The 18,514-nt window shown below is 53.9% G+C and carries 16 protein-coding genes and 1 pseudogene; 9 read left to right on the forward strand and 8 right to left on the reverse strand.

Translation table 11 applies throughout. From position 1 onward, the window contains the following. Window positions 1–22: 22 nt before the first annotated feature. The 3 genes from ACA373_RS21840 to ACA373_RS21850 are packed head-to-tail and all read right to left on the reverse strand — an operon-like array spanning window position 23 to window position 3,275. Window positions 23–802 (reverse strand): TIM barrel protein, encoded by a 780-nt coding sequence (locus ACA373_RS21840; RefSeq protein ID WP_253461356.1) that lies wholly within the window; start codon window positions 800–802, stop codon window positions 23–25. Further along, complete coding sequence (locus tag ACA373_RS21845) at window positions 802–1,812, reverse strand: Gfo/Idh/MocA family oxidoreductase (protein ID WP_370735135.1); 1,011 nt, start codon at window positions 1,810–1,812, stop codon at window positions 802–804. The genes ACA373_RS21840 and ACA373_RS21845 overlap by 1 nt, the downstream gene beginning before the upstream one ends. A gap of 14 nt (window positions 1,813–1,826) precedes the next feature. After that, complete coding sequence (locus ACA373_RS21850) at window positions 1,827–3,275, reverse strand: sugar porter family MFS transporter (RefSeq protein WP_370735136.1); 1,449 nt, start codon at window positions 3,273–3,275, stop codon at window positions 1,827–1,829. 185 nt (window positions 3,276–3,460) lie between these two features. Between ACA373_RS21850 and ACA373_RS21855 the strand changes: the two genes are divergently transcribed. Further along, entirely contained in the window at window positions 3,461–5,437 is a 1,977-nt protein-coding gene (locus ACA373_RS21855) for a sigma-54-dependent Fis family transcriptional regulator (protein ID WP_301731064.1), read from the forward strand. Window positions 5,438–5,587: 150 nt separating this feature from the next. Next, window positions 5,588–6,202: a TetR/AcrR family transcriptional regulator gene (locus tag ACA373_RS21860; RefSeq protein WP_253461434.1), complete on the forward strand. Its 615-nt coding sequence runs from the start codon at window positions 5,588–5,590 to the stop codon at window positions 6,200–6,202. A 263-nt stretch (window positions 6,203–6,465) separates the two neighbouring features. Here ACA373_RS21860 and ACA373_RS21865 read toward each other — a convergent pair whose 3' ends face one another. Both ACA373_RS21865 and ACA373_RS21870 read right to left on the reverse strand, forming a co-directional pair. Beyond that, window positions 6,466–6,990, reverse strand: a complete 525-nt coding sequence (locus ACA373_RS21865; RefSeq protein WP_253461432.1) for a VOC family protein — start codon at window positions 6,988–6,990, stop codon at window positions 6,466–6,468. A gap of 41 nt (window positions 6,991–7,031) precedes the next feature. Further along, a complete protein-coding gene (locus ACA373_RS21870; RefSeq protein ID WP_370735137.1) occupies window positions 7,032–7,598 on the reverse strand; it encodes an NADPH-dependent FMN reductase in 567 nt (188 codons plus the stop codon). Window positions 7,599–7,721: 123 nt separating this feature from the next. On the opposite strand from ACA373_RS21870, the gene ACA373_RS21875 reads away from it, so the two are divergent. Continuing rightward, window positions 7,722–8,651 carry a LysR family transcriptional regulator gene (locus ACA373_RS21875; protein ID WP_370735138.1) on the forward strand — a complete coding sequence of 310 codons (930 nt, stop codon included), beginning with the start codon at window positions 7,722–7,724 and terminating at the stop codon, window positions 8,649–8,651. Window positions 8,652–8,816: 165 nt separating this feature from the next. On the opposite strand, the gene ACA373_RS21880 is transcribed toward ACA373_RS21875, so the two are convergent. Further along, window positions 8,817–10,658: a hypothetical protein gene (locus tag ACA373_RS21880; protein ID WP_370735139.1), complete on the reverse strand. Its 1,842-nt coding sequence runs from the start codon at window positions 10,656–10,658 to the stop codon at window positions 8,817–8,819. 448 nt (window positions 10,659–11,106) lie between these two features. On the opposite strand from ACA373_RS21880, the gene ACA373_RS21885 reads away from it, so the two are divergent. Both ACA373_RS21885 and ACA373_RS21890 read left to right on the forward strand, forming a co-directional pair. After that, window positions 11,107–11,442: a multidrug efflux SMR transporter gene (locus tag ACA373_RS21885; protein ID WP_301253023.1), complete on the forward strand. Its 336-nt coding sequence runs from the start codon at window positions 11,107–11,109 to the stop codon at window positions 11,440–11,442. Then, a complete protein-coding gene (locus ACA373_RS21890) occupies window positions 11,443–11,766 on the forward strand; it encodes an SMR family transporter (protein WP_253461424.1) in 324 nt (107 codons plus the stop codon). It abuts the gene before it with no gap. Between the two features lie 312 nt (window positions 11,767–12,078). Here the strand turns inward: ACA373_RS21890 and ACA373_RS21895 are convergent, their stop codons facing one another. Further along, window positions 12,079–13,092, reverse strand: a complete 1,014-nt coding sequence (locus ACA373_RS21895) for an NAD(P)-dependent alcohol dehydrogenase (RefSeq protein WP_370735140.1) — start codon at window positions 13,090–13,092, stop codon at window positions 12,079–12,081. Window positions 13,093–13,221: 129 nt separating this feature from the next. Then, a pseudogene (locus ACA373_RS21900) lies at window positions 13,222–13,371 on the reverse strand (GrpB family protein); the annotation flags it as partial. A gap of 449 nt (window positions 13,372–13,820) precedes the next feature. Here ACA373_RS21900 and ACA373_RS21905 point away from each other — a divergent pair. The 4 genes from ACA373_RS21905 (at window position 13,821) to ACA373_RS21920 (ending at window position 18,313) form a co-directional block, all read left to right on the forward strand. Further along, window positions 13,821–14,798, forward strand: coding sequence for a DUF1852 domain-containing protein (locus ACA373_RS21905; RefSeq protein WP_253461421.1), 978 nt, complete (start codon window positions 13,821–13,823; stop codon window positions 14,796–14,798). A 27-nt stretch (window positions 14,799–14,825) separates the two neighbouring features. After that, complete coding sequence (locus ACA373_RS21910; protein WP_253461419.1) at window positions 14,826–15,857, forward strand: methionine synthase; 1,032 nt, start codon at window positions 14,826–14,828, stop codon at window positions 15,855–15,857. 266 nt (window positions 15,858–16,123) lie between these two features. Beyond that, window positions 16,124–17,668: a methyl-accepting chemotaxis protein gene (locus tag ACA373_RS21915; RefSeq protein ID WP_370735141.1), complete on the forward strand. Its 1,545-nt coding sequence runs from the start codon at window positions 16,124–16,126 to the stop codon at window positions 17,666–17,668. A gap of 399 nt (window positions 17,669–18,067) precedes the next feature. Further along, on the forward strand, window positions 18,068–18,313 hold the full coding sequence (locus ACA373_RS21920) for a YmjA family protein (protein WP_370735142.1): 246 nt from the start codon (window positions 18,068–18,070) through the stop codon (window positions 18,311–18,313). Window positions 18,314–18,514: the final 201 nt, after the last annotated feature.

Raw genomic sequence — 18,514 nt, forward strand, 5'->3', positions numbered from 1 at the left:
AGAGCGCCAGTTACCGCGAAAACTACTGCGTAAAGGCCTCGCGGAAGGCCTCCAGCGCCGCTGCCGAATCATCCGATGCCCAGCCTTCCAGCGCGACCGTGCCGTGATAGTCAATCTCCCGAAGCGCTCGCGCCACCGCCTTGTAATTGATCTCACCGGTGCCGGGCTCTTTACGGCCCGGTACGTCAGCTACCTGAATCTCACCGATATGTTTCTGGCTTTTACGGATCAGCTCAATCAGGTTGCCTTCGCCGATCTGTGCGTGATACAGGTCGAGATTCATTTTCAGCGCGGGGCTGTTAACGGCGCTGACCAGCGCCAGCGTATCGGCCGCCAACGCAAACGGCGTTCCCGGATGGTCAACGGGCAGATTGAGGTTTTCCAGCGTAAATATTCGTCCGGCGCGTTCGCCCATTCGCGCCAGCTGACGTAAGGTTTCCACAGCCTTAAGCCACATCGCACCAGTCACCACCTCGACCGGTTTTACCGGTAATCCTTTGTCATCCAGACCGGTTCCGTGAAGATTTAAAGCCGGACACCGTAGCCGCTCTGCGATCGCCAGCGAGGCTTCAGCGCTTTGCAGCAGCTGCCGGATATCGTCGTCATCGGTCAGATTACCGCTGAGATAGCCTGTCATGGAGGTGAAGCGCGCGCCGGTGGCGGCCAGCGCATCAATGTCTTTACCGGCCCATCCCCAGATTTCGACACCAAACCCCAGCGCATGAATACGCTTTACCCGCTCCACAAACGGCAGATCGAGGAAGACCATTTCGGCGCAAACGGAAAGCTGATAGCTGTTCATTAGCGTGCGTCCAGTTTGACGGGCTGACATTGTTTAACTGATTCAATGCAGGCCAGCGCAATTTCGAGCGCGTTACGCGCATCTTTGCCCGTAGCACGCGGCGTTTCGCCGGTGCGGATACAGCGCGCAAATTCGGCCATCTCCGCCACATAGGCTTCACGCAGCAGCTCGGAATCCATGCGGGAAGTTTCAATAACAATGCCGCCCTCGTGATAGCGCACGCAGTTGGTAGCGTTGATATTGCCCGCCTGCAGCATGCCTTTGCTGCCAAAGACTTCACCGCGGACGTCATAGCCATAGACCGCCTGAAAATTGGCTTCCGCCGTCGCGATGGCGCCATTGTCAAAGCGGATAGTCACTACTGAGGTATCCAGCAGGCCTTTGTCTTTAAAATCCGGACGCACCAGCGCGTCGGCCAATGCGTAAACCTCCACCGGTTTTGCGCCGGGGTTAAAATGCAGCAGCGTATCGAAATCATGGATAAGCGTTTCAAGAAAAATGGTCCACTGCGGGATGGGGGCCGGATCGCGCAAGGCCGGATCGCGAGTGACCGAACGGCTTAACTGAGTCGTGCCGTTCACGCCCGATTTCACCGCCGCAATCGCAGCGGCAAAGCCGCCGTCAAAACGACGGTTAAAGCCGACCTGCAATACCACACCGGCATGGCTGGCCGCCGCGATCGCACGGTCCGCTTCCTCAAGGGTTACCGCCATCGGCTTTTCGCAAAAGACGTGTTTTCCCACGCTGGCGGCCGCTATGACCCATTCAGCATGAGTACGCGCGGGGGCAGCAATAGCAATGGCGTCAATGTCCGGGTCCTGCAACAGCGCATGAAGATCGCTGTAGGCTTTTGCCACGCCGAGCTTTTGCGCCAGCTTTTCCGCCGCGCCGGGCTGCGGATCGGCTACGGCCGCCAGCGTCGCGCCCGGCACGCGCCAGGCAAGGTTTTCAGCATGGAAACTGCCCATCCTTCCTGCACCGATAAGTCCCACTCGTACAGTTTTCATCATCACAGCACTCCTTATTATTTAGTGTTTGCCCAGTCGGGCAGGGAAGATTGTTCAGCGGGCCGCGTCGCCCTGGCTGCGAAGCGGCGGGATTTGGAAAGCATCAGCGGTTCGATATGTTCAAGAGAGACGCCACGCGTTTCCGGCAGGAAGCGCTGTACGAACCAGAACGCTACCAGGCATCCCACCGTGCACAGCATCAGCGGAAAAGCGCCGTGGAAATGCGTCATCAACAGGGCGCTGCGGTTCATCATGGGGAAGCTTTGCGTGACGATAAAATTCGCCACATACATGGAAGAGAAGGCGAAACCCATCGCCACGGCGCGCATGCGATTAGGGAAAATCTCTGAAATTAGCAGCCACGCGCCAAGACTCCACGACAGCCCGAAAATCAGAACGAAGGCCACCAGCCCAATCACCGGCAGCATGCCGTCAATCTGCGCGATAAACGCCCATGAGGTGAACATCAGGCACAGCGCGCATCCTATTGCGCCCCAGCGCAGCAGCGGCTTCCGGCCAAAGCGGTCGATGGTGCTCAGACAGACTGCCACGCCCGCCAGCAGCGCCACGCCCAGAAAAATGCTCTGGAACAGCGAATCCTGGGTGCTGCCGGTAATGTTCTGCAGCAGGGACGGCGCGTAATAAAGCAGGATATTGATACCGGAAACCTGCTGCAAAATGGCGATCGCGCAGCCTGTCAGCAAAATGTAGCGTGCACGCGGGTCGCGCAGAATGCCGCGCTGGCTGGACTGGGCAGGTGCGTCCTGAGAAGAAGCCAGAATTTCCGTGAGTAAACGCTCGGCGTGTTGCGCGTTGGACAGGCGGGTCAGCACCTGGCGAGCGCGATCCGTTTTACCTTTCAGCGCCAGCCAGCGGGGAGATTCCGGCATCAACGGCACCAGCAGCAGGAACAGCGCGCAGGGCACCACGCCGGAAGCCAGCATCCAGCGCCAGCCCTCGCTGACGATCCAGGCATGCGGCATACCGCGCGCAATCAGATAGTTAACGATATACACCGTGACCTGGCCGCCAACCATCAGCATTTGCTGCAAGCCAAGCATACGGCCGCGCCAGTCCTTGGGGGAGATTTCCGCGATATAGAGAGGGGTAATCGCTGACGCCATTCCTACCGCCAGCCCGCCAATTAGTCGATAGAGCACAAAACCCGTCAGCGAATGGGCGAGAGCGGATCCCACGGCGGAAATAACAAAGAGTACGGCGGTAATAATCAACGTGGACTTGCGCCCGATACGGTCTGAAACGTATCCCACGCCCCATGCGCCCGCCACGCACCCCAGAATAACGTTTGAAACGGCCCAGCCGCTTTCCCACGCAGAAAGGTTGAGATGTTCTGTTAAAGGCTCAATTACGCCGGAGATCACCGAAGCGTCATAGCCAAGGATCACGCCGCTGAGTGAAGCAATCGAACAGATGAAAAGAATCAACCGGATATTATGTTTATGCATCAAAACCCCTTTCCTTTTAACGCTTTCAACGTGTCTGTAAGAGGTATTGCAAAGGGCATGCCAACCGGTAAGGGGCCTGTAATGTGAAGTACCACACAGTTAGAGATCACAAACTGGAAACAAAATTTACATGTCAACTTAACATGTAAATAAAATGGACATTCCATACCTTAAAGGATGTGTAGATGAAAAACCTGAGCCGGCTACCCTTTAAAGACGAGAGCGATCCTATCTTCAGCCTGCCGGACAGCACGGAAGTCACGGAGTGGGACAGCCTGCTGTGGCAAGGCTGGCACAGCTTTACGGGCGGCAAACAGCCGGGCTGGATGCGGCAAAGCATTTTGCATTCCTGGCAGCGTTCTCGGGCGCTTAATATCGATCCGGAAACGTTCAGCTATATTTCCCCATCGCCAGACGAACTGGCCGCTATCCTGGAACAAAATGCAGAGATGATTCAGGTTGCGCGCAGCATTATGGAAAACCTGCTGGCCTATAATCCGGACGGCCATATCAACCTGACGGATGCTGACGGGGTAACCTTGTATTATTGCGGTGCCGATCTGACGCCCGTTGGCAGCATTTTGCGTGAGGAGGTGCTGGGCACCAACTGTACCGCGCGCTGCCTGATTGAACAGCGGCTGGTATACGTGTTAAGCGGTGAAAACTGGAAGCTGGATCTGCGTAGAAGGCATCGGCAGTGCGCCGCCGCGCCGGTGCGTGATAAGAACGGCAAGCTGGCTGGCGTGCTGACGCTTACCGCCACGCCGGATAAGTTCAACACGCACACGCTGGGCACCGTTCAGGCAGCGGCGGAGACGATAGGCCAACAGCTGCAGCTGCGTCATTTGCTCGCCGAGCAGCAATCTATCCTGGAAACGCTGAATGAAGGGGTAATCGTCTGTGACCGCCACGGCAGCATCAAAACGCTTAATCGCTATGCCCGCCAGATTTTTTGTGGCCTCGATCCGGAAGCGGGATCCATTGATGCGCTGCTGCGTCCGCAGGACGTCTCGCTGCTCAGCCTGCCTTTCTGTAACGATCGCGAGCTGCTTTTTATGCCCGGGGGCAAAGAGCCGGTCTCCTGCCTGGTTTCACTGATGCCCGCGCCTGACGGCGGGCGCGTATTGTCTCTGCGCGAAAACCAGCGTATCCGCGCCATTACCCGGCGGGTGATGGGCGTGAGCGCCAGCTATACGTTCGATATGATCCGCGGCTATTCGCTGCCGCTGCAGCAGGCTATTCAGCAGGCAAGGGCCAGTAGCCGCACCGACAGCACCGTGCTGTTGACGGGTGAAAGCGGCACGGGTAAGGAGCTGTTTGCCCAGGCGATCCATAATGCCGGCCCGCGCCAGCAGGAGCCTTTCGTGGCGCTGAACTGTGGCGCGCTGCCGCGGGATCTGGTACAGAGCGAGCTGTTTGGCTACGCTGATGGCGCATTTACCGGCTCGCGGCGAGGCGGATCGGCCGGAAAATTTGAGCTTGCCGACGGCGGAACGCTGTTTCTCGACGAAATTGGCGAAATGCCGCTGGAAGCACAAACCAGCCTGCTTCGGGTGATCCAGGAAAGCGAAGTGGTGCGTATTGGCGCCGCGCATCCTCTTAAGGTCAACGTCCGTATTATTGCCGCTACCCACTGTAATTTGTCCGATGCCGTGGAGAAAGGCGCTTTCCGCCGCGATCTGTACTATCGCCTCAATGTTGTTTCCCTCAATATTCCCCCGCTACGCGAGCGGCGTGAAGACATTCCGGGCCTGGTAAATACTTTCATTCAGGCGCTTTGTAACCGGCTGAAGCGCATCGCCCCGGCTGTTTCACCGCAGGCGATGGCCTGTTTACAGGCCTGGCAATGGCCCGGCAACGTGCGCGAGCTGGAAAACCTGGTCGAACGGATGGTGAATTTATGCGAGGGGATGGAAATCAGCCAGCAGGATCTGCCCGAGGAGATGCGACAGGGAGATCCTGTTGCTCAGCCAGCGTCCGGGCAGGCTTCGCTGCATGAAAAAGAGCGCCAGCACGTGCTCGAGGTGTTGAGTGCAAATAAGGGAAATATGCGTCAGTCGGCCCGGCTTCTGGGAATTTCACGCACTGCGCTTTACAATAAATTAAATCAGTGGCAGGTGGATCTCATTGCCCTGCGCAAAAACATGCGCAGCCCGGTGTAGGCTGGTGAAGCATGACGGCACAGTTGCACAGCGCGTACAACGTCAGTGCCGGAAAAACACTAAGCGGGCCCGATGTGCGTTAAAATGGTGACCAGACTATATTGCGGTCACATTTCGTTAACGGGAGCTCACTGAGCGAAGCTAAAAAAAATGACTGAACAAAAACTTCCTGCCGCCACGCGCGGCCCGTCCGATCACACCCTTCGTGACCAGATTGTCAATGCCGCCATGGAGTACTTCAGCCATTACGGCTTTGAGAAAACCACCGTGTCCGATCTGGCTCGCTCGGTGGGCTTCTCCAAGGCGTATATCTATAAGTTCTTCAGTTCAAAACAGGAGATAGGTGAAGTCATCTGCGCCAGCTGCCTTACGCAGATAACCCAACGTCTGAACGCCGCGCTGGAAGAGGCGCCTTCGGCCACGGAGAAAATGCAGTGCCTTTTTCAGACGCTTACGGTGGCGGGGAGCGAGCTGTTTTTTCGGGAACGCCGCCTTTTTGATATCGCTGCTGCGGCTTCGCGCGATCGCTGGTCGTCGGCAGAGCGGTATGAAGCCTGGCTGCGCGAAACCACCGTTGCCATTCTGCGCGAGGGGCGCGAGGCGGGAGAGTTTGAGCGTAAAACGCCGCTGGACGAAACGGCTGCCGCTGTTTATCTGGTGCTCAGGCCCTACGCCGATCCGGTGCAGCTGCAGGCCGCCCTTGATACGGCCAAAGAAGATGCCAGCCGCCTGGCTGCGCTGGTGCTGAGAAGCCTTGCGCCTTGATTGCCTATTTTTTGGGGCATGGCTCAGAGAAGGGCGCACTTATGCTGCTATTAAATAAGATAACTTATGCGCTGGCCCGATCCCTTTTTGCCCGCCTGCCTGCTGACCGCGCATGGCGACAGCCAGCGCGGCCAGGCTGCGTCAAGAGGCGCTGACAGACCTTAAAAGCGCTCAGCAGAGAGATGCGGCGGGAGTCGGGGCAACGGTGAATTGCCCCTCGTTATTGGCTTTTAGAAAAAGTCAGGCCTGCGCAACCACGATATTTACGGCTTCCAGCGTCGCAGGGAAGTACTTTCTTCATAGGGAAGCCTGGAAGGCAGTGAGATTAATTCAATTACGCTGCCCCAGGGCGTCCGGCCGTAGCAGAAAAAGTTATTGTCTCCTGCCTCGGTCGGAAACATCAGCGGCTGCGGAGACGTAAACATTTTCCCGCCGGCACGCTCAAACAGGCCGATGGCTTCGTTAATGTCATCAACGTAAACGGCAAAATGCTGGATGCCGTAATCGCTGGGCCGTACGGGCTGATGCTGCTCCGGCCCCTGCATTTCAAACAGCTCAAGGCCGGGGCCGTGCTGTAGTTTCATCATCCTGACCGTGGTGATTCTGGTTCCCGGAAACAGGTTCAGGATACTTTCCGTCTCTTCGCCTTTCACGTCGTCGTCCGAGGGCGACACGGAGTCGTAGATAACTTCAGCCCCAAAAGCTTCTGAAAAGAAGCGGGTTGCTTCTTCAATATCAGAAACGGTGATGCCAACATGGTCCATACCGCGAACGGTGCCGGTAGACATAATTTCCTCCAAAGATTTTACAGACAGGGTAAAGGTGTTGCTCAGCTCTGCTTTACCGCCATTTCTGCCAGCGCGCTGAGCTGAGCCGCAATCAGGCTGCGGGTATCCGCATCCGTTATGGTGCAGCTTTGCGGATCGAGCCGGGATGAAGCCTGGCTAATCATCACTTCAGGCTTGTTCAGGACGCTGCCGTCCAGAAAGACCAGGATCTGACGCAGATGATATTGTGCCCGGGCGCCGCCTATGGCACCGGACGAGGCCGTCAGTATGGCGACGGGTTTGCCGGCAACCGGCGTGTCGGACAGGCGTGAAAGCCAGTCCAGGGCATTTTTAAGGGCACCCGGCACGGAATAGTTATATTCAGGCGTGACGATAATCAGCGCGTCCGCTGCCGAGATCGCTTTGCCCATTGCCATCACGGTCTCGGGAAATCCCTGGGCTTGCAGATCGGCATCATAGTGCGGGATATCGCCCACAGAGCCGAGCGGGCTGATGTCCACGCCTGGCGGCGCCAGCGCAGCAAGATTTCGCGCCACAACCGCATTGAAAGACCCTGCCCGAAGGCTGCCCAGCAGGGACACGAACGTAAGGGGTTTTGTCTGTGACATAACGATTTCCCGGTTCAGACGAATTTTCCGGCCGTGGCCGGTCGTGTGTTTATATGCTGACTTCAGTCTGGTATAGAATTAAACATCGATAAACACGCTATAAGTCGCCAGTGAGTAAACTTTATGTCTACCGAATTAACGGCCGAATCCCTGCGGGGGATCACGAATTTTGTTATCACGGCAAAATCGAGCAGTTTTACCGAGGCCGCAGAGCAGTTGGGCATCACAAAATCTGCGGTCGGCAAGAGCGTGGCAAGGCTGGAGGAAAGGCTGGGTACACGGCTGTTCCACCGTTCAACCCGTAAACTGAGCCTGACCAGCGATGGAGAAGCCTATCTGACAAGCTGCCTGTCGGCGCTGGAAATCCTGGACTCTGCTGAAAACATGCTCAGCAGACGTCAGGACAACCCTGCGGGCACGGTTCGTATCGATATGCCGGCATCATTTGGTCGCAACCTGATGATGCCGATACTGCTGGAGCTGACAGCCCGCTATCCGGCTTTGCGGCTGGCGCTGACCTTTAATGACCGTCTTATCGATCCGGTTGAGGAGGGGGTGGATCTGGTGCTGCGCCTGGGCGAACTGCAGAGCACGGATGAGCTGATTGCCCGGCGCCTGAGCCGGCAGCGTCTTTTCCTGTGCGCGTCCCCCGGTTATCTTGAACAACACGGCGTGCCTGACGACATTGAAGCGCTGAAAAAGCACCGCTGCATAATGGGCTTCCGGCGCGGGGCGCCCCTTGCCTGGCGGTTACGTCCGGTGGCAGAGCGGGAAATAAAGTTTATATCCGGTACGGCGCATCAGATAAGCGACGGCGACGCCATGCTGCTGGCCTGTCTGGCAGGGGCAGGGGTTGCGCAGTTTCCGGAGTCGATGGTGGGCAGCCATATCACCGCCGGCCATCTTGTTACCATCATGGCCGACCATATGCCGGTTCCGGTTGCGCTTAGCGTGGTCTGGCCCCGGACACGCCATCTCATCCCGAAAGTCCGGATTATTGTGGACGAACTGCTGAAAAAAGCCGACGAGGGTTATTTCGGCGAGCTCAGGTAGCGTTTTTGTCAACACACAGTTGATTTCACGCCTGTTTACTCACTTTCGGCAGGCTTATATTCTGGCCGTCCCGTAGACGGGTACACGCAGCTGCGCAGTCATCACTTTACGTCGGCAGCTCAGCAGTCAGCCTGCTTATAAGACCCGGCAAATAAAAGATGACGGCTATCCGCTTTTCTCACGGTCCATAAGTAAATGCGCAGGCTGGCCGGTTTCGACCATACGCAACATCAGGCTGAGCTCTGCCGGCGAAAGAATGCCTTGGGCGATATTATTTTCAATGCGGTCATGCCGGTCAATTTTCTCCCTGCCAGCGAGATTGTTTTCCGACAGGCTTTTGACAAGGGCTTGCCGATCGCCGTCACCCGGCCCGAGAGAAAGTTTGGCCCTCAGGTTGTCAGCAACAATTTCCTTACCCAGATTCTTCAGCTCCACCTCCGTGTCATTATCAATATACCCCGCTGATGCCTCTGTAATCAGACGGTTATAGGGGATACGTCCCTGCCAGGGGGCATGGCGTTCAGGCGTGAACAGGGATTTAGGTTCAAGGTAAACGACGTTATGCCCTAACAGACTCAGCGGTTCAAGCGCGCCGCTGCGCACGCCGATGAAGGCTTTCCCGTTTGATTTCTGCATTATCCGATCAAGAAAATACCACTGATTGACACGCTCTTTCAGAAGCGCAGATTTTTGCCAGAATTTGCTGAGGTCGGGCGTACTGCGATTTTCCCAGGGATGGCGATCTTCAGTGCGATTTTTGTACTCATTTCGGAAGCCGTCCCCGATATAGGCTATCGGCGTTCCCTGCTTTTCCAGCGCAGCATGGATAAGCTCAAACATACGGGGATTGGCAAACGCCTCTTTCTGGCGGGCAGAGGCGGCGTCACGAACCGGCGTCTCAAATGGCTTGTTTGTTTTCCATAATAAGACGGAGTTATCTTTCAGGCCCGTTTCCTTAATTGTGCTGTCAACAAGGCTGTCAAGCTCTGCCCGGGCCTCTTCATTAACCAGGCCGTAAACCAGCTTTCTGATTTCAGCGCCGGAACGTACCGGGTCATCATTGTCTTCCCAGTGTTTTGCCATCATTACCGTTGTGGCGGAGATATGGAAGAGATGGCTGTCGGGAGAGGCATTCTGTGGTTCACAGATGGCGGATTTTTCTCCCAGTACCGTGGTGAAATTTTTCCGGTTCTCCGGATCGTTAAAACTGCCGCTAATGTGGTTCAGCGGGGTTTCACCGTCATAGCGCACTACGGAAAGCCGTTTGTTGATACTTTCCTGACTCACGCCAGACTTTTTCAGGGCATCCGTAATGATTTCAAACGCTTCCATGGCGTATTTTTTTTCAGCAGGCAGTACCGGTTGCTTCTCGCTGTAGCCGATGGTGAGCTTCATTTCCGGATACGTCAGCATTGTCAGAATGGCAGAATACCGATCGCCCACGGCATAACCCGGCATGAATACAGCGGAAGGCTGATTTTTTATATCCGGTATGGTGTTCCATACCGCTTCATCATGGGGCCAGAGTGTGCCGTTGAGTATTCCCTTCCCTGTTTTTTTATCGATCCAGGCTTCCTGATTTTTCCCAACGGTCTTTGCACTGGCACCATAACGTCTTCCACGCTCAGAAGCCTGTCTGCGAAAATCATTCAGGACATCGCTGTCATGAATGACATTTGGTGACGAGGCTGCGCGCGGCAGCAAAACCGACGGGGGACGGAGATTATTGTCAAACTTGGCCAGATGTTTTTTATCGCCTTCCACCATGCTACGGGACAGTGCATCTTTGTATCCCACAAGCAACTTTCTGTTGCCGGAAATCCCCTTGTCTGCTTCCGGATGATGACCGTGCTGTTTCGCCTCAGAGGAGGGCTCTGTAGGCGGTTCGCTGTCACGGGCGGAGGCCGCGCCCGCTGTCAGGCGACTTTCATCTGCAGACGTATTACTGGAAGGTGAGTCACTGACAGGAGGCTGATTATGAGTATGTTTATGACCGGAAATATACATGGCTTTCTTTGTTCATATTGGTGAGGACTATTAAAGTGGTTGGAAAGTTTATTTTGTTCCTTTATCAACCATCACCATCGGAAAAAATAACCTCAAAGGCCCTGTGTGCGCCATATCTGGCCTTCTGTACGGATACACCCCGTAATCAACCTGAAGCAATTCATCATCCTGCTAAAGCACCGTAATGTGTTTTTGCCGTAAAACCTCAAGCATTTGTTTATCAGGCTCACCATCTGTGATCGGCGCCAGGTCGCCAATAGCAAACGCAGAATGCCCGAAGCATGCATCGTTGCTCATGCTCAATAAAAAATTGTTATCACGTTCGCCGTTTCTGCTGAATAACCTTTCGTCCTGTGTCTGATTTATAATTTTTAGGGATATGCCCTCAGCGTGCCGTTGCGGTGTACACTAGCGAGCTGGATTCAAATCACCACAATATGGAGTCTATGTGCCCCGGGCCTGGTTTTTTCTTTTAATGGCAATAGTGTCTGAAGTAAGCAGCGTTATATTGATGAAATTATATTCGACGCAAGGCAATCTTACGGGCATGTTGTTTATGTATTTCGCCATCGGTTTGTCTTTTACTTTTATGGCGCTTGCGCTGAAAAAAATCTCACTTGCGGTAGCTTACGCAACCTGGGAATCACTGGGTCTGCTCGCGATAGCCGTTATTGGCAGCTTCTTCTTCAGAGAGCATCTGAGCGTACTTCAGCTTACGGGAATTGGCCTGTTGCTGGGGGGCGTTGTAGTCGTTAATATCGCAGAAAATGCGCAGAATGAATAAATGTCGATATTTATCCCCTATTACTATCTTGCGATAGCCATCCTGCTTGAAGTAACGGCTAACGTCTTTCTTCAGCGTTCGGCCGGTATGGCCAAAAAGATTCCGGGCGCAGTGGGCATACTGCTTATTCTTGCATCCTTTACTGCGTTAGCGCAGGCCTTGAAAGGCCTGGAGATGGCCACTGCGTATGCCATATGGGGAGGCTGCGGCATTCTTTTAACCGCACTGTCCGGATGGATTATTTTCAGGCAACCTCCTGGTCGCAAAGCGTGCGCTGGCTTGCTTATGATTACGGCAGGCCTGCTGCTGCTTGAGCTTGGGTGATAATATTTTAAGCCTGCCACGATACTCTCTTTTGCTTCAACTCACCCAGCTGGCAGGCGCTTCTTGCCCTGCCTCTGTGTCCGCTAAGGCGCCAGAGTGGCAGCCACCGCATCTTTCGGGCTACTGACGCCTGGGTAAAGTAACGCAAGAAAAAATTATGCCGTTTACCGCACGCGCGTGGCGGCAAGCCTGTTATACATCTAGAGCGCCCGCAGTAGCCTGACTGCCTGCGCCAACGCGCGGTTATTCACGGCATCAGTCAGTGTTTCAGGTGACGGCCGTAAGGAAATGGCTTCCTTACGGCCAGCAACGTCACCATTCAACGCAGATTTTACCCACGTGAGCGCCGCTTTGCTGATAAGAGAAAGCCTCGCCAAGCTCCTCATATTTAAAAACACGATCGATTACCGGCTTCTTGTTCATTATCTCAAGGGCTTTAACAAAATCACACTGATCCTGGCGGCTTGCCACAATCACGCCTTTAATTTGCACCTGCTTCGCCAGAAGGGAAAGGACAGACAAGGCAGCCTCATCGCCTGAAAGGATACCAATCTGCGCAATATGACCGCCTACCTTGATCGATTTCAGGGATTCATTCAGGGTTGCCGGTCCGCCTACTTCGACCACATGGTCTACGCCAAACCCCTGGGTCAGCTCAAGAACTTTATCTCCCCATGCAGGCGTTGTTCTGTAATTGATAATTTCATCAGCGCCCAGTTCGCGCACAAAGGCGAGCTTTTCATCGGAGGATGAGGTAGCAATGACTTTGGCCCCCATTGCTTTAGCTATCTGTAAAGCAGCGACGGAGACGCCGCCGGTTCCCTGAACCAGCACCGTTTCTCCTGCCTTAAGGTGCCCGTCTGTTACCAGCGCCCGCCAGGCCGTCAAAGCCGAGGTGGTGATGGTGGCTGACTCTGTATGGCTCCACCCCTTCGGCGCATGGGTAAAGGCGTTTTCCGAACGTACAACGTATTCACTGGCCATGCCATCAACACCGTCGCCGGGCGTGTGCGCAAAGCCGCCCACGGCGGGTACAGGCTTGCCAGCCAGCCAGTTGGGGAAAAATGTAGAGACCACGTGTTCGCCTGCTTTAAACGCTTCAACGCCTTCTCCAACCTCCTCTACTATTCCCGCACCATCTGACAGCAGGATCCGTCCATCTTCAGTAGGAAACTGCCCGGTTGCGACGATTAAATCATGAAAGTTTAGCGAGCTGGCTTTAACCGCAACCCGAATTTCACCTTTGCCGGGCCTGCCCGGATCGTCAATATCTGACACGATAATGTTATCCAGGCCGCCGGGGGCTTTAAGCTGTATTGCTTTCATCGGGGATCTCCTGTTTGGGCATGCGTTTTATGTAATAACCCAGTTTAAACATAATTACAGGGTCACGCTGTCGAAGAGGGCCTTTTGTTACACTGGTGGAATTATAAAAAGCGTTTAAGCTGTCCGTCCGGCCACCTCCAGCAATATATCTATAACGGATTTAGCGGCTAAACCCGGTACTGACGTGCTGCCAATGTGATGGATCTGCGCAATGACGTTATTCAGCGTTATCTGTAGCAGCAAGCTTTCCGCTTCACAGCGCGCAGGCCACTGCAACAATCGTTACTTTTTGCATGTTTGCTCTTCCCCATTGCCTGGATATCGCCTTAATGAAGGCTGGATGCCTGGCTCGCAGACCGGCCGACAGGAAGGTTTTTTGCTTATTACCATGCCCCATATTGTAGCTTGCACACGGAAACGCTCTGTTTCTCTCCAGGGCGGCAGCGAGAAGAAGGTGAACCAGAAAAAATGCGGTACATGCTTAGCGGGCCGCCACCCGGCTGCCAGCTGTGCATCCTCTTTGACAGGGATCTTTGCGCAACGGTAGTCCTGTCTCAGTTTTGATCATGAAGAAGGTTCATGTTCATTGAAAACAAATCACTTTTCCTCAACCAGCGACTCAGGCATAAAGTATGGATTGTTAATAACTTTAGATAATATGAAATCTGGGATGCCCTGAAAGGCAACAAATAAATCAGATTTATAACAAACCAGGATACCAGACGGCCATGAACAAAGCGTTTACCTTTACCATTAAAAGCCTTCGTTTCGACGAAAACTATAACCCCTCCGGGAGTACGCGCATCACCACCAACTTTGCCAATCTGGCGAGAGGTGAGAGACGTCAGGAGAATCTGCGTAACGCTTTAGTGATGATTGATAATCGCTTCAATGCGCTGGCGCACTGGGATAATCCCAAAGCGGATCGCTATTCCGTTGAGCTTGAAATTATTTCCGCTGAGTTAAACGTTGAAGTGAAAGGCAATGCCTTTCCGGTGATTGAAATATTAAAACCTACCATTATTGATAAAAGCACCAGTGAACGTATCGATGGTATCGTAGGCAATAACTTTTCCTCTTACGTACGCGATTACGACTTTAGCGTCTGGCTGCCGGAGCACAATAAAAGCCAGCCCGAATTTACTATCCCCGAAGATTTTGGCAAGCTGCATGGTAATATATTTAAACGCTTCGTTAATTCAGCGGCCTACACGGAAAATTTTAATAAAGCGCCTGTGATATGCCTGAGCGTTTCCACTAAAAACACCTATTGCCGCACGACTAATCAGCATCCTGTACTGGGCTTTGAATATCAGCAGGATGAGCCTTCTCTGACCGATATCTATTTTGCCAAAATGGGGCTGCAGGCGCGCTATTTCATGCCGCCCAACAGCGTTGCGCCTTTGGCCTTTTATTTTCATGGTGATTTGCTCAGTGATTACACCAATCTTGAGCTAATCAGCACCATCAGCACGATGGAAACCTTCCAAAAAATTTACCGGCCTGAGATTTACAATGCTAATTCCGCCGCAGGGGCATTGTATCAGCCCAACCTGACACACCAGGATTATTCGTTAACCCGAATTGTTTATGATCGAGAAGAGCGCAGCCAGCTGGCTGTTGAGCAGGGCAGGTTTACTGAAGAGCACTTCATTAAACCCTACCAGACTATTCTTGAGCAGTGGTCTGCCAATTCCGCTCTTTGATAAACCGAAAATATAAGGTCATCTTTTATGAAAAAGCTTTTACCGACATCCACTGCTGGCAGCTTACCTAAACCTTCCTGGCTTGCGCAGCCGGAGACGCTCTGGTCACCCTGGAAATTGCAGGATCGGGAACTGATTGAGGGCAAGCAGGATGCCCTTCGCCTGTGCCTTGACGATCAGCTGCAGGCAGGCATTGATATCGTCAGCGATGGCGAGCAAACGCGCCAGCATTTTGTCACGACGTTTATTGAGCACCTCAGCGGCGTGGATTTTGAAAAACGTCAGATCGTCAAAATCCGCGATCGCTATGATGCGAGCGTTCCTACGGTCGTGGGCGAGGTGACCCGGCAAAAGCCCGTATTTGTTGAAGATGCTAAATTTTTACGTCAGCAAACCCAACAGCCTATTAAATGGGCCTTGCCCGGCCCTATGACCATGATCGATACGCTTTACGACAGCCATTATAAAAGCCGCGAAAAGCTGGCCTGGGAATTTGCCAAAATTCTTAATCAGGAAGCCAGAGAGTTAGAGGCGGCCGGTGTCGATATTATCCAGTTTGACGAGCCGGCTTTTAATGTCTTTTTTGATGAGGTTAACGACTGGGGAATTGCCGCGCTGGAAAAAGCCATCGAAGGGCTTAAATGTGAAACCGCCGTGCATATTTGCTATGGCTACGGCATTAAAGCCAATACGGACTGGAAAAAAACGCTGGGTTCAGAGTGGCGACAGTATGAAGAGGTTTTCCCTAAGCTGAAAACGTCGGCTATCGATATCATTTCGCTGGAATGCCAGAACTCTCATGTACCAATGGATCTTATCGAACTGATCCGCGGCAAAAAGGTGATGGTTGGGGCTATCGATGTGGCGACCAATGCCGTTGAGACGCCCGAAGAAGTAGCCAATACGCTACGTAAAGCGCTCCAGTTTGTCGATGCCGACAAGCTTTATCCTTCCACCAATTGCGGCATGGTGCCTTTATCCCGTCAGGTAGCAAGGGGCAAGCTGAATGCCCTCAGCGCCGGCGCAGAAATCGTTCGTAGAGAAATTTTGGCCAGGTAACCTTGCTGACCAGCTAATTTTCTGAAAACTCAGTCCGGATTGGGCCATGCCAGCCGGACTGAGTGATAAATACCGTATTCAGCAACGTTATTCCCTGCCAGGACGTCTCCCAGCTATCTCCTGTTCATCCCGGATCATTCAGCGCTCCCTGTCTGCAACCTTTACCTGCGCATTGTGAAATACACCACATAATTTAATCGGTACTCTCAAGAGTTTCTTCACGATGACGATACAAACAGTAATCATCTGCCTTTCGGTATTCTCCCATGAAAGTTTCAACCCGTATTGTCGGAGGCTTCGGCCTCATGGTACTGCTGCTGGTCATTTGCGCCGGCGTGGCTATCAATGCTCTTAACCACGCCCGGGACGATATGGGTGACGTGGTAAACGTCAAAATGAAAAAGTTCCAGCTTGCGCTGGATATGCGCGCCAGCGTACGTGATTTGTCTATCGCGGTAAGAAACCTGGCGTTGCTGACCGACCCGAAGGAAATGGCGCCCGAATGGGACCGCGTGCAGACCCAGAAACGTCTGTTCCTCAAAAACCGTGAGGAGCTGGGTCGGCTGATGGAAACGGATTCGGTACCGGCGGGCCGGGAGGCATACCGGAAAATAGTGGAAAGAGAAGGACCGGCGCTGGCAAGCTTTGAAAAGGCAGGTCAGCTTGGATTGCAGAATCTGCAGCAGGAGACCGTGACTTACCTGATGACCGTCTCTCGCCCGGCGCAGCGGTCGCTGCAGGAAGCCCTCAATACCCTGACAGAGGTGCAGATGCAAAATGCCCGCAGCGCCGTGGAAAGCAGCAGCGATCAAAGCCGTCGTGCCGGGCTTCTGTTGGTCGGCCTGGTGCTGGTATCTGTGCTGCTTGCTGGCGGCACCGGTTTCATGACTATACGGATCCTGATGCGCCAGCTGGGCGGTGAACCGGCGCAGGCGCAGGTACTGGCGGCAGCGATAGCCGACGGTGACCTGACGTCTCAGGTCATGCTTCGTCCCGGCGATAATACCAGCATGCTGGCATCGCTCGCCCAAATGCAGAATCGCCTGGGCGAACTGGTATCGAGGATTAAGGACGCTTCGGCTTCCGTAGCCCTTGCCTCTGATGAAATCGCCAGAGGGAATACCGAACTCTCGGCCCGTACTGAACAGCAGGCAGCTGCGCTGCAGGAAACGGCCGCAAGCATGGAAGAGTTAACCGCGACGGTGAAAAGCAACACGGCGGGCGCCACTTATACGGCTGGATCGGCGCGGGAGGCGGCCGCGCTTGTCCGTGACGGTGAAAAAAACGTGCGCCAGATGACCGAAACGATGGCCGATATCTCTGCCAGCGCGGCGAAGGTTCGCGATATTACCGGCACCATTGAGAGCATTGCCTTCCAGACGAATATTCTGGCGCTGAATGCGGCGGTTGAAGCCGCACGCGCTGGCGAACAGGGGCGGGGATTTGCCGTGGTGGCCAGCGAGGTCCGCACGCTGGCGCAGCGTAGCGCGACGGCAGCGCGGGACATCAAAGGCCTGATTGAAAACGCGGTGACCATGGTGGAGGCTGGCGTGGTAGTGGCCGACGGCACTGCGGAAAATATCATGAGCGTGACCGGGAAGGTCAGCGAGCTGGCTGAGGCAATGGATGAAATCGCGCTGGCTTCAAACGAGCAGATGCAGGGCATTTCTCAGGTGACCGTGGCCGTTGGCCAGATGGACGGCGTAACCCAGAGCAACGCCGCGCTGGTAGAGGAGTCCACGACCGCTTCTCAATCGCTGGCGGAGCAGGTTCATGCCCTGAGAGGAATGGTGGATACCTTCCGCGTCTGAAGAGGAGAGCCCCGGGAGCAGGCTAAAAAGCCGCTCCCGGCTGGCTCGCTATGCAACCGATAAACCATCCCCGACGCTTTTCTTCTGTCCTTTGACTGCGTGCACGGCGGGTCATGACGCCTCTCAAGAGGATATCCAATGCCGGGCCTGAAACCGGAGCCGATCGCGCAACGTTGCCCTTGTGTCGGCCAGTCAATGCCGGTGTACAGGCTGGACGAATGCAGTAAAATTATTGAGATAAAACAGGATGCTACGTGTTAATCTTAGCAATCTTTAAGGCCGGGCCGGTGCCTGGTGATGCCATTCTTACATTTGTCGTCTGACAGCAGTAATGAAATCGGCCCGGACGATGCAGAAAGCAGCTAAAATTGACGTTAAATTAAATATCTGGAGTAGCTTATGAACGATGAAATCCCGCTTAAATACTACGACATCGTGGATGAGTATTCGACAGAATGCGCAGCACCCGTGGCTGAGGTAGAGCGTAAATCCCTGGCGCACTATTTCCAGCTGCTGCTCGATCGCTTATCAAATAATGAAGAGATCGGTGAAGACGCGCAGAAAGAGATGGCTAAAGAAGCCGGTATCAACGAGAGCCGTATCGATGATATCGCCTCGTTTCTTAATCAGTGGGGCAACGAGTAGTTTTGTCACAGCAGCCGTTAAGGCTGCTTGTCTGTGTCGGCAGCAATTTTTTCAGATAACTTTACTGAGCGAAAATTAGTACCCCTGTGTGATAATATTTATCGGAAATAAATCGCTGTAAATTTAAGTAAAAACGAATGATTTATAACAATAACGAACCGAAGATATTAAGCCAAATTTAACCGTTATTTACCCCGTTAT

It is taken from the genome of Erwinia sp. STN24 (genome assembly GCF_041320675.1).
Taxonomy (GTDB): Bacteria; Pseudomonadota; Gammaproteobacteria; order Enterobacterales; family Enterobacteriaceae; genus Erwinia; species Erwinia aeris.

What these genes read in the sequence shown, in the direction of transcription:
- ACA373_RS21840 (WP_253461356.1), bottom strand. Translation starts at nt 802, where the DNA reads ATGAACAGCTATCAGCTTTCCGTTTGCGCCGAAATGGTCTTCCTCGAT.
- ACA373_RS21845 (WP_370735135.1), bottom strand. Translation starts at nt 1,812, where the DNA reads ATGATGAAAACTGTACGAGTGGGACTTATCGGTGCAGGAAGGATGGGC.
- ACA373_RS21850 (WP_370735136.1), bottom strand. Translation starts at nt 3,275, where the DNA reads ATGCATAAACATAATATCCGGTTGATTCTTTTCATCTGTTCGATTGCT.
- ACA373_RS21855 (WP_301731064.1), top strand. Translation starts at nt 3,461, where the DNA reads ATGAAAAACCTGAGCCGGCTACCCTTTAAAGACGAGAGCGATCCTATC.
- ACA373_RS21860 (WP_253461434.1), top strand. Translation starts at nt 5,588, where the DNA reads ATGACTGAACAAAAACTTCCTGCCGCCACGCGCGGCCCGTCCGATCAC.
- ACA373_RS21865 (WP_253461432.1), bottom strand. Translation starts at nt 6,990, where the DNA reads ATGTCTACCGGCACCGTTCGCGGTATGGACCATGTTGGCATCACCGTT.
- ACA373_RS21870 (WP_370735137.1), bottom strand. Translation starts at nt 7,598, where the DNA reads ATGTCACAGACAAAACCCCTTACGTTCGTGTCCCTGCTGGGCAGCCTT.
- ACA373_RS21875 (WP_370735138.1), top strand. Translation starts at nt 7,722, where the DNA reads ATGTCTACCGAATTAACGGCCGAATCCCTGCGGGGGATCACGAATTTT.
- ACA373_RS21880 (WP_370735139.1), bottom strand. Translation starts at nt 10,658, where the DNA reads ATGTATATTTCCGGTCATAAACATACTCATAATCAGCCTCCTGTCAGT.
- ACA373_RS21890 (WP_253461424.1), top strand. Translation starts at nt 11,443, where the DNA reads ATGTCGATATTTATCCCCTATTACTATCTTGCGATAGCCATCCTGCTT.
- ACA373_RS21895 (WP_370735140.1), bottom strand. Translation starts at nt 13,092, where the DNA reads ATGAAAGCAATACAGCTTAAAGCCCCCGGCGGCCTGGATAACATTATC.
- ACA373_RS21905 (WP_253461421.1), top strand. Translation starts at nt 13,821, where the DNA reads ATGAACAAAGCGTTTACCTTTACCATTAAAAGCCTTCGTTTCGACGAA.
- ACA373_RS21910 (WP_253461419.1), top strand. Translation starts at nt 14,826, where the DNA reads ATGAAAAAGCTTTTACCGACATCCACTGCTGGCAGCTTACCTAAACCT.
- ACA373_RS21915 (WP_370735141.1), top strand. Translation starts at nt 16,124, where the DNA reads ATGAAAGTTTCAACCCGTATTGTCGGAGGCTTCGGCCTCATGGTACTG.
- ACA373_RS21920 (WP_370735142.1), top strand. Translation starts at nt 18,068, where the DNA reads ATGAACGATGAAATCCCGCTTAAATACTACGACATCGTGGATGAGTAT.